This is a genomic window from Variovorax sp. YR750 (genome assembly GCF_900109805.1).
Taxonomy (GTDB): Bacteria; Pseudomonadota; Gammaproteobacteria; order Burkholderiales; family Burkholderiaceae_C; genus Variovorax; species Variovorax gossypii.
On record NZ_FOBJ01000016.1, the window covers coordinates 45219 to 58878 of the forward strand.

10 protein-coding genes are annotated in these 13660 nt (G+C 58.9%); 5 read left to right on the forward strand and 5 right to left on the reverse strand.

Annotated elements, in window-relative coordinates; translation table 11 throughout:
* Positions 1 to 5: 5 nt before the first annotated feature.
* The 3 genes from BMY35_RS28310 to BMY35_RS28320 all read right to left on the reverse strand — a co-directional run bounded on the left by BMY35_RS28310 (position 6) and on the right by BMY35_RS28320 (position 2913).
* The gene (locus BMY35_RS28310) at positions 6 to 989 is read right to left on the reverse strand and encodes a toll/interleukin-1 receptor domain-containing protein (RefSeq protein ID WP_093206327.1); all 984 of its coding nucleotides are present in this window, start codon (positions 987 to 989) and stop codon (positions 6 to 8) included.
* Positions 990 to 1274: 285 nt separating this feature from the next.
* Complete coding sequence (locus BMY35_RS28315; protein WP_093206328.1) at positions 1275 to 2210, reverse strand: DUF4238 domain-containing protein; 936 nt, start codon at positions 2208 to 2210, stop codon at positions 1275 to 1277.
* A gap of 217 nt (positions 2211 to 2427) precedes the next feature.
* Positions 2428 to 2913, reverse strand: coding sequence for a helix-turn-helix domain-containing protein (locus BMY35_RS28320; RefSeq protein WP_093206329.1), 486 nt, complete (start codon positions 2911 to 2913; stop codon positions 2428 to 2430).
* Positions 2914 to 3381: 468 nt separating this feature from the next.
* On the opposite strand from BMY35_RS28320, the gene BMY35_RS28325 reads away from it, so the two are divergent.
* Genes BMY35_RS28325 through BMY35_RS28340 form a run of 4 tightly spaced genes read left to right on the forward strand, consistent with a single transcriptional unit; the run spans position 3382 to position 7930 of the window.
* A complete protein-coding gene (locus tag BMY35_RS28325) occupies positions 3382 to 3984 on the forward strand; it encodes a TnsA endonuclease N-terminal domain-containing protein (protein ID WP_177213723.1) in 603 nt (200 codons plus the stop codon).
* A complete protein-coding gene (locus tag BMY35_RS28330) occupies positions 3981 to 5912 on the forward strand; it encodes a DDE-type integrase/transposase/recombinase (RefSeq protein ID WP_093206331.1) in 1932 nt (643 codons plus the stop codon). The genes BMY35_RS28325 and BMY35_RS28330 overlap by 4 nt, the downstream gene beginning before the upstream one ends.
* 7 nt (positions 5913 to 5919) lie before the next feature.
* On the forward strand, positions 5920 to 6903 hold the full coding sequence (locus BMY35_RS28335) for a TniB family NTP-binding protein (protein ID WP_218153024.1): 984 nt from the start codon (positions 5920 to 5922) through the stop codon (positions 6901 to 6903).
* Between the two features lie 4 nt (positions 6904 to 6907).
* On the forward strand, positions 6908 to 7930 hold the full coding sequence (locus BMY35_RS28340; protein ID WP_093206333.1) for a TniQ family protein: 1023 nt from the start codon (positions 6908 to 6910) through the stop codon (positions 7928 to 7930).
* A 134-nt stretch (positions 7931 to 8064) separates the two neighbouring features.
* Here BMY35_RS28340 and BMY35_RS28345 read toward each other — a convergent pair whose 3' ends face one another.
* Positions 8065 to 8412, reverse strand: coding sequence for a DUF3892 domain-containing protein (locus BMY35_RS28345; RefSeq protein ID WP_218153025.1), 348 nt, complete (start codon positions 8410 to 8412; stop codon positions 8065 to 8067).
* Between the two features lie 151 nt (positions 8413 to 8563).
* A complete protein-coding gene (locus BMY35_RS28350) occupies positions 8564 to 12532 on the reverse strand; it encodes a hypothetical protein (RefSeq protein ID WP_143080760.1) in 3969 nt (1322 codons plus the stop codon).
* A 190-nt stretch (positions 12533 to 12722) separates the two neighbouring features.
* On the opposite strand from BMY35_RS28350, the gene BMY35_RS28355 reads away from it, so the two are divergent.
* Positions 12723 to 13457 (forward strand): hypothetical protein, encoded by a 735-nt coding sequence (locus BMY35_RS28355; RefSeq protein WP_093206336.1) that lies wholly within the window; start codon positions 12723 to 12725, stop codon positions 13455 to 13457.
* Positions 13458 to 13660 lie beyond the last annotated feature (203 nt).

A 13660-nucleotide genomic window follows, 5' to 3' on the forward strand; every position in this document is an offset into this window, starting at 1 on the left:
TCCTCTCATCGCTGAGCCGGCCCGATGAACATCGCCCAGAAGTACTCTGCGGCCCCCTCTTGCGAGAGCTTCTTGCCACCGTTGCCGTTGAAGTTCATTCCCAAGGCCGTCATGAACAACGATTGCTCGTCGGCCTCGACTCTCAGCAGTTCATTGAAAGAGCCCTGGCTCGCCGACGCGTTATGTGAGAACGCAATGCCGTTGTTCCATCGGCTGATCCCTTCAAGGTGGACGGAGCACTCCGCCAGCTTCTGGCCATTGCGATAGAGGACTGCAGCGAAGCGGCGGGAGTCAATGCGCTCGAAGTGGCCTTTGACTTCAGGATTTCTTTCGCCGATCGCTCCCACCGAACCCTCGAAGAACTTGGCCACGAATTCGAATGTTGAGCGCAGGTGGTCATCTTGGTCCTGCTCGGAGAACTCCTGTTTGAGCCTCAAATTGCTCGAGCGCGGAAGTCCAGGGCTTGGTCGCGGTGAATCCGTCGAGGCGGAAGGAGGCGCTGACCAGCTTGCACGTGATGAGCGCGGTGCTTGCTGAGGGGCCCTGGGTGCCGGGGTGGCTTCAACAGCCCGGCGAACCTGCTTCGCCACATCGGCCAATGCTTCGTCGCGATCCGGCCAAGAAGCGATGGGTTTGCCGTCTTTCGGCGCGGCCATCAACTTGCCAAATGGCGCACTATGCCACTCGCAGTGGCGAAGAATGACTGGGATGACTCGCGCCTCGCCAGCTTCGTGGCGCTCCATCGCCCGCTTCATCTCTCTGGAAAAGCAATATGGCGAACTGATGAAGTCCGAACTGATCAGCAACAGGATGATGTCGGCGGTCTCGAGCTTGCTGAAGATCGCATCGTCAACCTCGTCTCCGGCAATGATGCGGCGGTCGTGCCACCCGTCGATGAGTCCCTGATTCTTGAGCAGTGCCAAGTGCGCTTCCAACTGGTTGCGCAGCTCTTCATCCTTGTGGCTGTATGAGAAAAATACACTGGCCATTGTTTGCTTGCCTCGGCTTTGGGAGAGGTTTCCTCGGGGCGACGGATCTTGGAAGGGTCTCCAGCTTAAACCGAATGGGTTCCGCTGCACTCGGAAAGTGACGTCCCTTCTTGCGCGCACACGAAGTGCCTCACTCTCGTCGAGAAGGCCTCACACCCTGAGAACGTGCGCGACGAGTTCAAGATACCTTTAGGCGATGGTGAAGAAGCAACCCCACGACTCCTCGGAGCTGCAGGGCGGTTAAAAATAAACCGGAGCTCTTCAACGGCTCGGAAGCGTGAGCCACTATGCCGACTGGCTGCCTTCCGACCTCAGAGCTGCTGCCTTGAGCTGGTCTTCGGCAGCAACCATGCTTTCGCAGACCTCATCTGTGTGCCGATGGCTGAACATGTACTCGAGGGAGTTTCTCCATAGCAGCAGGTTCTCAGCGGCACCGCTTCCATTCAGAGGATAGTACTGATTGTCAGGCTCGCTCATTCGATGGTCCATACAAAGCAAGCGTGTCGGACTTATCGGAAAAAGAATACTCGTCTCAGGGTTGTTGATACCGTGAAACGCTAACGAAGGATGAATGAATGTTACTGGTGCATCGGTCGTTATGAATGCAGGCTCTTCGGCACAAAGGACCGACCAGCGCATCTTCATCAACATGCTGGCGTAGTGCGCCGAACCGTTCATCTCCTTGATCCAGTTGCGCTTCAGATCATCTTCAGTTGCATCCCTGAAAGCCGGCCAACTGGCGGGATCAATATCGTAGGTCTTGTCCCTGTGTTCGAAAGCGGAAGGCACCTCACCGCGAGCGCTGACCTCTTCGCAGAGCCACCGATGCCAACGCTTGTAAAAGCCGAAGTGCCTCGGGTTTCTCAGCATCATCGTCGCAACCAGCAGGCTCACCATCTTTCGAATCGGCTCCCAACCGAGATTGACCATATCGGTTTGAAGCATCTTCCAGACTGGATCACCAAACCAGCTTTCGAGTCCGCTCAGCTTCTGCTCGAAACTATCGTTGCGATGGCCCGTATCTGGGTCGACCGGCACGTAGAGGTAGAAACTGACCGCGACCTTGTCGATCGGCTTCAGCTCGGGTTCGCCCGCTTCTTTACTGAAACGCCAAATCTTTCGGCCCTGCTCATCCGCGGCAAAGGCTCGGAGATAGGCTTGGGGTACCCAATGACACCGTTTGGTCACTTGCACTTTGCGCTGATTGTTCACCTTCATCATCAGTGTTTAGCTGAATCTTTATCAAGATAAGAGGCGAGACGGGGTCCCGCCTCTCGCGTAAGATGCCCGCTCGGACGCAACCCGAGCGGGGCTACCCTAATGTGATGTGCTTGCGCAGCCGAAGCATTGAAAGCCTCCTTTCTCCGAAGTCCCTCTCTAGGACCAGTTGCACAAGAAACCCGCTTCGGTGTTCCAGCACCTGGCGGGTTTCGCCTTTTCACTTGCCGCCGACGACTACCGTCAGCGGTCGTTTGCGGGTGATCGCGGCGGTCTTCTCCGCCTGCGCCTTGGCGCGCTCGTTGAGCTTCTCTTTGGCGAAGGGCGTGATCTTCTCGATCAGTCCTGAAAGGTCGTATTCGTTGGGAAGGTTGTCGCCTACGCCGGCCTTGCGGTAAATGCGCTTGACGTATCCCCATCTCTCCATCTCCTCGATGCGTTTCTGGATGGTCCGCGGGTGCACGCCGATGGCCAGAGCCAACGTCTTCTTGGAGCGAAACGGATTGCTGCCAGCGTTCCACCAATTGCCTGCGAGGTGTAGCAGGATGTTGATGTCCAGCGGAGAGAGCCGCAGCGCTTGCTGCCGCTCGAAGATGACGTTGGGGAACGACGTCCAACCCGACTCGGCGACGGTCTTGGACCACTTCGCTGCAACCCGGCGGTCGGTGGTCGCGTCCGCTGCGGCTTTCTTGGGAATAGCTGCCATTTTCTGCACCCGGTCATTGAATCGATGTGCGCAGTATCCCCAGCGTCCTGCGGCCAAGCAAGCCAACTGAGGTCTGTCGGGAGGGCGCCTATGCCTCCCCCCGATGGATCTACTGCGTCTTGCTCCATGACGTCTATCTCCACGACGTCTGCTTCGCCACCACGTCTGCTTAGGAGGGCGTGTGGGGCGTCCCGGGGGGTGTTCCAATAACCGCCCCGGGGAGGCCCAAAAGCCGTAAGGTAGCGCCTCAGGCACCGCCCCCTCAGTCCGCGAAAGCGCATGTATGAATGCAGGAATCAGGAGATTCCGTCGCGCCGGAAAGTGCATTCCAGGCAAGAAATGGAGATCGACTGCAACCGGCGTCGACCTGTGCCATATCCGCGCGCACTCAGAAGAGTATGAGAATATCCGGCATCTCTCGGGGGAGAAGATATGCCGGTACGAAGGATTCCCAGGAACTACCTGGGGGTGACGGGGCGCGTGCACACGCGCCATTCGGAGGAGCTTCAGGAGTTCGAGTCGCTGCAGGAGAAGGACTATGTCCTCCTGTTGGGCCCCGACGATGACGTCCTGAGTATTGAGGTCCAGCCGGTGCGAATTCCAGTGAAAGGTGTGCGCAACGGGTACGTGCCCGATGTGCTCGTTCACTATCGCAAGGAACTGGGACGTCCTTCGGAGCTAACCGAGGTCAAGACCCGGGCAGATTTCGAAACCAACAAGCAGAAGTACGAGCCCAAGTTCAGGGCTGCCGAGGCGTATTGCGCGGAGCGGGGCTGGATCTTCATCAAGAAAAGCCAGGAAGACTTCCCGCATCAGCGGCTCAAGAACATCAAGTATCTGCGCGGCTTCCTGAGGCATCCGCCAGATACCGCGGCATCGAGTCGGCTCCTTGCCTGGCTTGCCGAGCAAGGCGAAAGCTCCACCGTCGGTGAGTTGCGGGAAGCTCATGAAAACGGAAGCGGGGAAATGCTCCATCACTTCTGGACCTGCGTCGCGCACCGCAGGATCCTGCTGGATCTGGACGCCCCCATGGAAAACGATGCGTGGATCATCCCGGGCACGGCGCCATGACCGATCCTCGCCATAGAGCCGCTCCCCTGCTGAAGCCGCGTGAAGGCATGGTCGTCAAGACCGATGACGGCAAGGAGTACGTCATCCTGCGGTTCGTCGGCCTGATGAAGGTGATGGCGAAGGAACTGGGGACGGAAGAGCTGGCGACGCTGGATCTGGATGAACTCGGTTTTCGGGAGGTTTTCAGGCGAGGAAAGAAGATCAAGGTGGCCGAGCAGGTCAACCTGGACGGCGTGGATTCGCATGACTGGGAGATTGCCGAGCACCGGCGCAAGATCCTGACGCAGCTGCTGGCCATGAAGACGGTCTCGAAGGAGGCTCGGGAGCAAGCCTGCGCCGAGCTTGAGATTTCGCAGGCAACCCTCTACCGGCTGATGCACGATCTGTACGAGACGCAGTTGCTCTCGAGCCTGCTTCCTTACCGCCCGAGCGGCGGGCGAGGAAAGAACCGTCTTTCAGACGAGTTGGAGCACGTGATCCAGGACGGCATCAGGAACTACTTCCTCACTGGTCAGAAGATCAGCAAGAAAGCCCTGGTCGAAAAAATCGAGGCAGACTGCGCGATCGCAGGCATCAAGCCGCCGGCGCCCAACACGATTCGCTCGCGCATCGACGAAATCGAAGAGAAGAAGCGAGCCAAGAAGCGCAAGGGCGAGGCCGAGGCGAGGAAGTTCGAAGCGAACAAGACGCCAGGCAGAGGCAACAAGCTGCCGGATGCTGACTACCCGCTTGCCATCGCGCAGATGGACCACACGTTGCTGGACATCATCGTTGTCGACGACAAGTACCGAAAGGCGATCCGGCGCGCGTGGATCACGGTTCTCATCGATTGCTACAGCCGTGTCATCCTGGGGTTCTATGTGTCCCTTGATCCGCCGTCGAGCTTGTCCGCGGGGCTGTGCATCACGAACGCCATCCTGACCAAGCGCCGGCGCCTGGAGCAACTTGGTCTGACGAACCAGGTCAACTGGCCGTACTACGGCGTCATGGACGTCGTGCACATGGACAACGCCAAGGAGTTCCGGGGTAAGTTGATCGAGTTCGGGTGCAAGGAGCACCATATCGACGCGCATTTCCGTCCGGTCAAGAATCCCAAGTACGGCGCCATCATCGAGCGTTTCATGGGTACGCTGGCCTCCAAGATCAAGGCGCTGCCGGGCGCTACTTTCTCAAACCCCAAGGAAAGGGGTGAGTACGACTCGGCGAAGACGGCGACCATGACCCTCATGGAGCTGGAGGCATGGCTGTATCTAACCATCGAGAAGTACCACCAAGAGAAGCACTCGACGCTCGGTATGCCGCCGGCTCAAAAGTGGAAGGAAGGCATCCTGGGCACAAAGACCAAACCAGGACGAGGCCGGCCGGCCCTGGTTCAGGACGAGGAAAAGCTGCGCATCGATCTGCTTCCATTCCAGGAGCGGGTCATTCATCCTGAAGGCGTGGTGATCGATCGGATCGTCTATTTCCACGACTGCCTGAGGCCGTACGTGAACATCAAGGATCCGAAGACCAAGACCAGCGTCTATCACCGCTTCGGCCGGGATCCTCGCGACATCAGCGTGCTCTATTTCCGGGACCCGATCCAGAAGAAGCACGTGTCGATTCCCTATGCGGATCCGAGCCTGCCGCCTGGCATCAGCCAATGGGAGTATGACGCGGCACAGCGTATCCAGGAGGATGGTGGCGGGAGGCTTGAAGACACACGCGCCGTGATGGCCATCGTGTTGGAGCAGCGTAGGCGCGAGCAGGAGAGCGCGGAGACGACCAAGAAGGCCCGTCAAAACATGCAGCGGCGTGCCGAGCATGCGAAGGCGCGTGAACGCGGGCCTGTCGAGCTGCCGCGCGCCTCACAGGTGGTGCCTACTTCGCCGCCGGACGCGATTGCGGGATACAACCCTGACGAAATCTTCCCGATCGAAGAGGAATAGGTACTGCATGCCCAAGAAGTCGAATTCGCCAACGGTGAAGTCGTCAACGACAAACTCGTCAACACCGAGCCCGTCGAAACCGAACTCGTCGTACCCTCACCTCGGCAAGGAAGCGCTCAAGATGATCGACGCGCCCGATGCCGAGCGACAGAACGCGATCCTGATGGGCTCATGGATGTCGCTGGGGCCTTCCGTGAAGGCGTTGGAGTTCATGGAGTTCCTCCTTCGTCATCCACCTTCCACGCGCCCGCCGAATCTTCTGCTCATCGGTGACTCGCACAGCGGGAAGTCGACGGTGCTCGAGCACTTCCTGTCCCTTCACGGTCCGGTTGTTTCTCCGGAGGCTGAGACCTCTGTGGTTGACGTGGTCGTCATTACCTGTCCTCCAGAGCCCAAAATCAAAGCGCTCTATATGAGTATCCTGGATGCGCTGTTGGTTCCGTACAAGCCGAATGCGGAAGAAGGGGCGATGTATTCGCAGATCAAGCTCATGTTTCGCAAGGTCAGTGTCAAGGTTCTGCTCATCGATGAGATCAACAACACCCTGCAAGGACCGCCACTAAGGCAGCGCCAGTTCCGCAACGCGCTGAAGAATCTGGCGCACGACACAAAGGTCCGCATGGTGACCGCGGGCACCTACGACGCGTTGAACGCACTGACGATTGACGAACAACTGGGCAGCCGGTTCGAGACGATGTACATGCCTCGATGGAAAAGCGACAAGGAGGTGGGTACGTTATTGGCCACCATGGAGAAGCGGATTCCATTGAAGAAGCCCTCCGATCTGAAGTCGGTGGCGATGCTTCGACTGGTTCAAGACCGCGCCGAAGACTCCCTGGGCGATATCTGTTCGCTCGTGCGTAATGCGGCCGTCAAGGCGATCGATACCGGGGACGAGCAGATCACAGAAGCGCTGATCAACGACCTGGTCTGGACTCCACCGTCCAAGCGCAGGCGCAGCGTTCAACCAGGTGTGCAGCCGGCGATCTGAAGCCATGCACGGACTGACACCATCGCTCTGGCCAGTCCGCTACAAGCCCTTTCCCGATGAGCTCACCTCCAGTTGGCTGGTGCGGCTGGCTCATGGCATGGGCCTGAAGGTCCAGACCTTCTGCAACCTGATCTTCGGCAACCGCCTGCAGGTCTGGAATCGGGACATCGACCGGCTGGCGCCTAGCTGGCTGCTGGATGAGTTGATCCAGCGTACGGCAACTCCGAAGGAGATCGCTTACGCCACTTCCCTAAGGGCCTATGAAGGGGCGTTCTTCAACCATTTCAAGGCCTCCGGCGTGCTGCCCTGGGTCCTGAACCTGAAGATGTACCACCGCACACGCCGGGCCTACGGACAGCAGTTCTGTGCGGAATGCCTCGCCGCGGACGAGCAGCCGTATTTCCGCAGGCGCTGGAGATTGGCGTTCTGTACGTTCTGCTCGATTCATCAACGCCTGCTGGATGACCGCTGCCATCGATGCGGAGAGGCCGTGGCCTACTTCCGGATGGATTTCGGGCGGGATGAGGCTTCCGGCGAAGTGCCGATGCGAAGTTGCCATGCCTGCGGTGCGCGCTATGACGAGGCGCCTCCAGTGCTGGGCGATGGCTATAGCCGCGAGGGTATGGAGTGGTTGGTGTACCGGCAGGAGCTGCTGGACCTACAGCAAGGGTTTGAACTTCCGGGTCTGGACTGGTCGGAGCTCGCTGTCTTGCGGCAGACGCTGAAGCTGTTGGGCAGCACCTACCGGAACGTGAATCTGCACGAGCACCTATTGGTTGAACTGGGTGTGGATGACCCTGGCCTTGCGCCAGGGCGTCTGCTCTTCGAGGTCAGGCCAACGCAGGAGCGTTTTCATCTGCTCCAGCTTGGAGCATGGATGATGTCCGATGTGGAGGAGGCGTTCCGGCGCGCCTGGAGCGCGCGCGCATTTCGCTACAACCACCTTCTCAAGGACTTTCGCAACGCGCCCGAGTGGTTTGTCGGCATTGCCGAAGGCATGCGCGACTGGCGATCCAGAACGAGGTGACTGTTTCGGCATTTGTGGAGCAGACAAGTCGGTCCGTGCCTGCTCTTCGGACGTGCCATCGAACTGGATGCCTTGTTCTCCCATGCACGTCAAGCACTCTGTCCCGGGGGCGACGCTCCAGGAAGTCCAGATATCTAGATCCGAGGCAGATTCTCGAGATTGTCCCGCTCGGAGCTGTCCTTCTTGGTCTTCAGGTAGTTGGTGGTCACGGGGAAGATCTCGAGCTTCGCTCCTTCCTTCCAGCTCTTGTCGACCTTCTGGAAGATGGTGCAGAACGTTTTCTTTTTCCCGATCAGCTCCACGATCTGAGGCCGTGTCATCAACTCGCCGGCAAGGGAGAATTTCCCGTCAGCTTTAATCGGATGCACTCGCAGCTTCGCAATATGGGTCTCGTCGCTGTTGTAGTCGACAGCAGAAACGTAGTAATCGTATTGGGGCATCTTCTCTCCTGATTTCTCTGGTTGGTTTTCAAGTACTTCCACCTGAGTGGAATATATGGTCGAGAGACACGATGCCGCCTACCCTGTTCTGGTGATGGGCCTCACGCCCTTTCTCATCTAGAGGGGTGCTTGCTGGCCTTTGAATGGCGCTGCACCTCGCTGGCCAGCCTCAAGTAACACCCGACTTCAACTACTACATGGTTTTCGGGGTGTCGCCGTTCTCGGGGGCCGTGGTCAAGCCCTGAAATACGCCGCTGCCTGGTGCGGTGCGTCGGCCAGTGCTCTCGTTGGGCTGTATGGCAGCCCGCTCGATAAGTGTCATGCGGATTTCGAGATGTTCCCAGTACAACTTCGATGCAGAACCGGGACTGAACTCGCTCATGTCCGCAGCCACGGTGTCTGTCCTGGTGCTTCCGAACTCTTCGGTGAAGCGAGAAAAAATGCGTGCCAGCGAGTCGGCTGCAACTGTCAGCGGTGCATTCTCTCCCCGCGATTCTTCAAGCAGTTCGGTGATGCGGGCAATATTTCGTATGCAACGTTGACTTAGTTTCTTAAAGAATTCCAACTCGATGGCGTTCAATCCATCCGCATGGGCTGATGCGATGGCAGACATCGAGCCAATTGCTACGAACGTGTCGTCATAGAGTTGGAGGCCTTCGTCGTGAATCGACGGATAAGGTAGAGCATCTTCCCATTCCTTCGCGAAGAACGGATCGGGCATCACTGAAAGGATGTAGACAGCTCCCATGGGAGCGACATGTCCTGCGATCACAGCGCCGTAGTAGATCGTTACTTTGAGATCCAACTCTGCGGCGACGGCACCAAATGAATCGACTGTCGTGAGCCAGTCGATCACCTGGTTCACGGGCAGCAATGCAGCGTATTCGACATCGGGCCATCTCATGCCGTCGCTCTTCTTTGCCTGACGAGTATGAACTTCGACGGTAAGGCCGTGAGCAAGCATCGCTCGCTGGATCTGTGCGCTCTGCTTGAGTACAGCCTCGTCGGCCCGCAGTCGTGCCTGCTGGACAGCGCGCGGCAGGACGTTATGACGTCTGCTCACCGTTGTGAAGCCGAGAGCGGCGTGTCGCCTTGACGAGTCATCCGTCATCGCCGCGTCTCCTGTAATGATTCGGATGCCTTGCAAGGTATCCTGGATATCCGCAAGGGCCTGAAGCGGCGGGCTGTTGGTCATGCGCCAAAGAGCCGGGTCCAGGAGTTTCCCAGCTTTAGATGCGAGATCTGCAGCGTTCATGGCCGCGAGCCTGTGGTCGATGGTGCCTGTGCTTGTGAGGTCGCGCATGAGCCGCTGCAGACTCGATACGAAGGTGTGAACGACGTCATCGCCCGCATAGGCTCCCTTGTCGAGCGGGCCGGAGAAATTTTCCTGCAAGCCTGGGGGGGCGACCATCGAGGTGAGCAGGCCTTGCAGGCGCAGGAAAAGTTGAAGCTGGGGGCTGGCCGGCCGTGCGCGGCAGTACAAGTCTCCGGCTTCCTTCAATCGATCGCCAAGCTCTTTGACGGCATCGGCCAAGGCAGTCACGCGCTGCGTCTCGTTGGGCGACGAAACCAGACGATGTACTGCTCGGATCAGTGCTCGATTCCATGCAACGCGTGCTGGTGCGGGCAGTGCCTGCCGGAACCTTGTCGTGGTGTGCGGGGAGAATTCCCCCATCTTGAATGGCTTGCCGTTGGGAAGCAGGACATCAGAAATCAGAAGCTCCGCCTCCGGAACCGCTGCCGCCATCGCCTCGCAAAGACTTGTCACGGCTGCCCCAAGGTCGGGGTGGATCTCGTCATGGACGAATCGGACGAACCCGGTGACGCATTTCATGCCCTCGGCTTCACCGATCTCGGGCTTGGTCACCCAGGCCCGCTCTTGACGGATGCGTTCCAGCAATGCTTGCGAACCACCGGCCACCCTCACGAAGTCCTGCGCGTGAGCAAGGCCGATCTCGCGCAGTGTGATGGCGAAGCTGAGCAGCGGTTCCAGGCTCTCCTGCGAAAGGTCACCCCGGAGATCGAGCGGCAGATTCGGCACTCCACAGCTTCCCATCAAGGGCAAGAGGGCGGCAGCCAGCTCATGTGCTTGCACGAGATCCATTGGAGGAACGGGAAGTCCTGTAGCAATTTGCTCATGCAGTTGCTGCCGCAGGTCAGCGACGTTCACCTGGGCGAAATCAGTTTTCGCGGTCGCCAGGCCCGGGATGAAGGAAAGGCCCTCGGGATCGGTGTTGGCAAGCACCATCATGAGCACGAATCCGCTGAATCGGTCTTCGACCGCGGCGGCTCTGGCGATGGGGACCCATTGCTCGGCGATGCGATCCACGGTCGCAAGTCCCAGTCCATGGAAGATTGGCGCCCAGGAGTCGGCATCGCCCGTGCCCAGACGACTTGCCAATGCACTCAGGATGGTCGACTCCTGCTGTGGAAGGCTTCTGAAAACGCGGACGATGAAGGCCCGGAACGACTCGGACCGTAGCGCAGATATGGTCTGAGCCATTGCCGAGCCGGGAGGTTCGCCAAGCAGATCCTGGATCGCCGTGACCAGATAAGACGAGCGGATCTCATGTAGACCCGTGAGGGCTCCTTCCGCGCTCTCGCGCACGGCGTGCTCGTCGATCAGGCGACGCAGCGCTCTTGCGAACGGAAAGGTGTTCAATCCCGAAATGGTGCGAAGCCGGTCGCTTTCGACAGCCGCACCGTGCGCCGATGCGAATGAAATGATCTGCAGCAGAGCCAACTCGTCATCGCGACCTTCGGCGAGCCGACGACGCACCTGCTCGCGTAGGGTTTGCTCCAGTCGCTTTCCGGCGGTGAGCAGGTGGATGTATTCCAGCAGCAGGCCCTGACTGAGCTCCAGCGGCTCGGTCCAATGGCTGAAGCGAACGAGCCCGGAGTGTTCCAGTGCCTGCCAGATCCGCATGGCCAGACCTTCATCCAAGTGCGGACGCACTGTTGGGGTACGCGCCGCAGTGGTGAGAACGAACACATCTTCTTCTCTGGCCGTAGCGACGGCGAGCAACCCGGGATTTGCCTCGACCTCACTCACGAGCAGGTCCCATCCCATCGTCTCCACCCTCCCGACATCGTCGACCACGAAGCCAACGGGGCGCTCTGCACTGGCCTGCAGGAACTCGCCAAGCATTGCGAGCTTTGCCACATCTTCAGTGCGCAACCCACGCAGGCGATACCAACGCACAGCATGGCGCGTGTGGTGGGCGCAAAGCCATGCAAGCGCCGACTTACCTGCGCCTGAAGGACCAACGATCAGTCCATAGCGTTTCGAGCGCAATGCGTCGACAACCTGCGCGATGGCTTCTGGTCGGGCGAACACCAAGCCTGCACCGACATGACCCGGCATCACATCCACGCCTTCGTAGAAGCCCGCCTCAGGTAAGGACGCCGAGAAGTCGGCGCGTTCGGCCAGGCCCGCGGTCAGCCGCAATTCGCCGTCAGGATCGATTACTGTCCTCGTGCGATCGATCAGTCCCTGGACATCGCTCCGATCCAAGGTCGCTGCATCGACAGCCTGTGCCGCGTAATTGGAATCGGCGGCGAAACCTGCGCTCTCGCGCAGCTGCTGCATGACAAGGCGGACGCCGGCGGGCGGAAGCATCGATGAATCCATCGCCGCGTAGCCTTGGTCCATCGGATCGGGTTCGACCACCAAGTGTGTGCGAGCCATCAGCAAGATGGCGCGTTGGACGTCGTCAAAGCCCAGCGCTGCTGCCAGAAGGTTGGCGAACGCATCCAGAGGCTGTTCGCTCTGCGAGAGCGTAGCGTGCCAGCCGGTCGCGGCGATGCCTTCTACTGGCCGCTCGAGCACAACGGCCAATCGAAGGCCCGCTCTCGTCTCCCAGTCGGGGGGGAGGTTGCCGGCGCTCTTCCCGAGATAGCTGGCCACCTCGGCTTGGGTGAATGCGCTCTGCGGATCGTGCCTCGACTTCAGCTGCGTACGTATCTCGAGGCCGGGCGAATGCAGCGTGATGTCATCAACCCCCTCGGGCACCAGCGCATGCCAGGGAACAGATCCTTGCCAAGCCAGGGCGGCGAGCCAAGCAGCTGCAGCGTCCTGATAGCGGAAGCCTCGCCCGGCTCGGGCGCCAGCCCTAGTGCTTCCCCACAGATACGGATCGATCGAGACTTGCGCCGGTTCCATTCGTCCTCCCTAAGCTATTCCATTGCTATGCGGTGCCCTACCTCCTGCGAGCGATCCGCCCGGCCGCAATCGCTGTCGCCAGCGTTTCTCCGCAGTTGCGGTCAAATGCATCTTGGCTGTCTGCAACTATATTTCGTGCGCCGATGAATGTGGATCTTCGCGGCGAAACTATCAAAATCAGGAGGAAAGAGTGGAACTCCACAAGCAGTTCAAGCAAGCGAGCACTTCGTCTCAGGCTTACTTCATCGCCGGTCTGGCGGGCGTTCTTGGACTTGTTCTTAGCTCGGGTGCATTTTCGATGGAGAGAGGCTACGACACTGCCGCCTATCTCCTATCGATGGCCTGCTTTGCATTCGGCTTCGTGGTGTGGAGCATGCCTTGGTTACGCCGCGCCTGGGATCACTGGTTCGGGCGCAGTGTCATCCTTGTGCTTCATGTATTCGTGCTTCTTCTATCGGCAGTACTGTCGCGCAACATCGTGGCTGAGGCGATTGGCCTTCCTCCCCAGGACTTCGATCTGAGCGTAGGCTTTGTCGCCTTGGCCATGTACCCGTTGGCTTGGTGTTTCGTGATCATGATTCCTCTTGGATTGCTCGCCGTGCTTTTTCAGCTTGGAGCGTTCGTCATGAGCACGTGGCGCAGAAGTCCCGACTGGGATGTGCTGCGGCAGGTCGGTCATTGTGTTGGTGCGTTTGCCGTGCTGGGGGGCATTGCTTTTATCTCGGATGGATATTCAACTTTGCAAAAGCACGCGCATCCTGCCATCAGGTGGATTGCCTTCTTTTCTGACTATCAGACTGCCGCGAGTTATCCGGGCATGTCTCCCAATGAGCGCATTCGACTGCACGAGAACGGGGTGATCTCATTCCCTATCATCGAAAACGGAGTCCTCCGGATCAGGACACGAAAGTACGAAGGCTCTTGACACCTGTGTGGCGCGTCGCATGATTATCGATAGCTTCTTGCCGGATTATGAAGTGGCGCATGAAATAAAAAAAGGCCGACATTGCTGTCGGCCTTTTTTGATTCCGAGTGTTCCTTAAGAAGCCTGCGTATCCGGTTCGATAAGTGCATAGTGACGACTCATGATCCTGTGAAAGCTTCCCCACAAGTCAGCCTTCAGTGAGT

Coding starts and splice junctions, on each gene's coding strand:
- BMY35_RS28310 (WP_093206327.1), bottom strand. CDS start 989: ATGGCCAGTGTATTTTTCTCATACAGCCACAAGGATGAAGAGCTGCGC.
- BMY35_RS28315 (WP_093206328.1), bottom strand. CDS start 2,210: ATGATGAAGGTGAACAATCAGCGCAAAGTGCAAGTGACCAAACGGTGT.
- BMY35_RS28320 (WP_093206329.1), bottom strand. CDS start 2,913: ATGGCAGCTATTCCCAAGAAAGCCGCAGCGGACGCGACCACCGACCGC.
- BMY35_RS28330 (WP_093206331.1), top strand. CDS start 3,981: ATGACCGATCCTCGCCATAGAGCCGCTCCCCTGCTGAAGCCGCGTGAA.
- BMY35_RS28335 (WP_218153024.1), top strand. CDS start 5,920: ATGCCCAAGAAGTCGAATTCGCCAACGGTGAAGTCGTCAACGACAAAC.
- BMY35_RS28340 (WP_093206333.1), top strand. CDS start 6,908: ATGCACGGACTGACACCATCGCTCTGGCCAGTCCGCTACAAGCCCTTT.
- BMY35_RS28350 (WP_143080760.1), bottom strand. CDS start 12,532: ATGGAACCGGCGCAAGTCTCGATCGATCCGTATCTGTGGGGAAGCACT.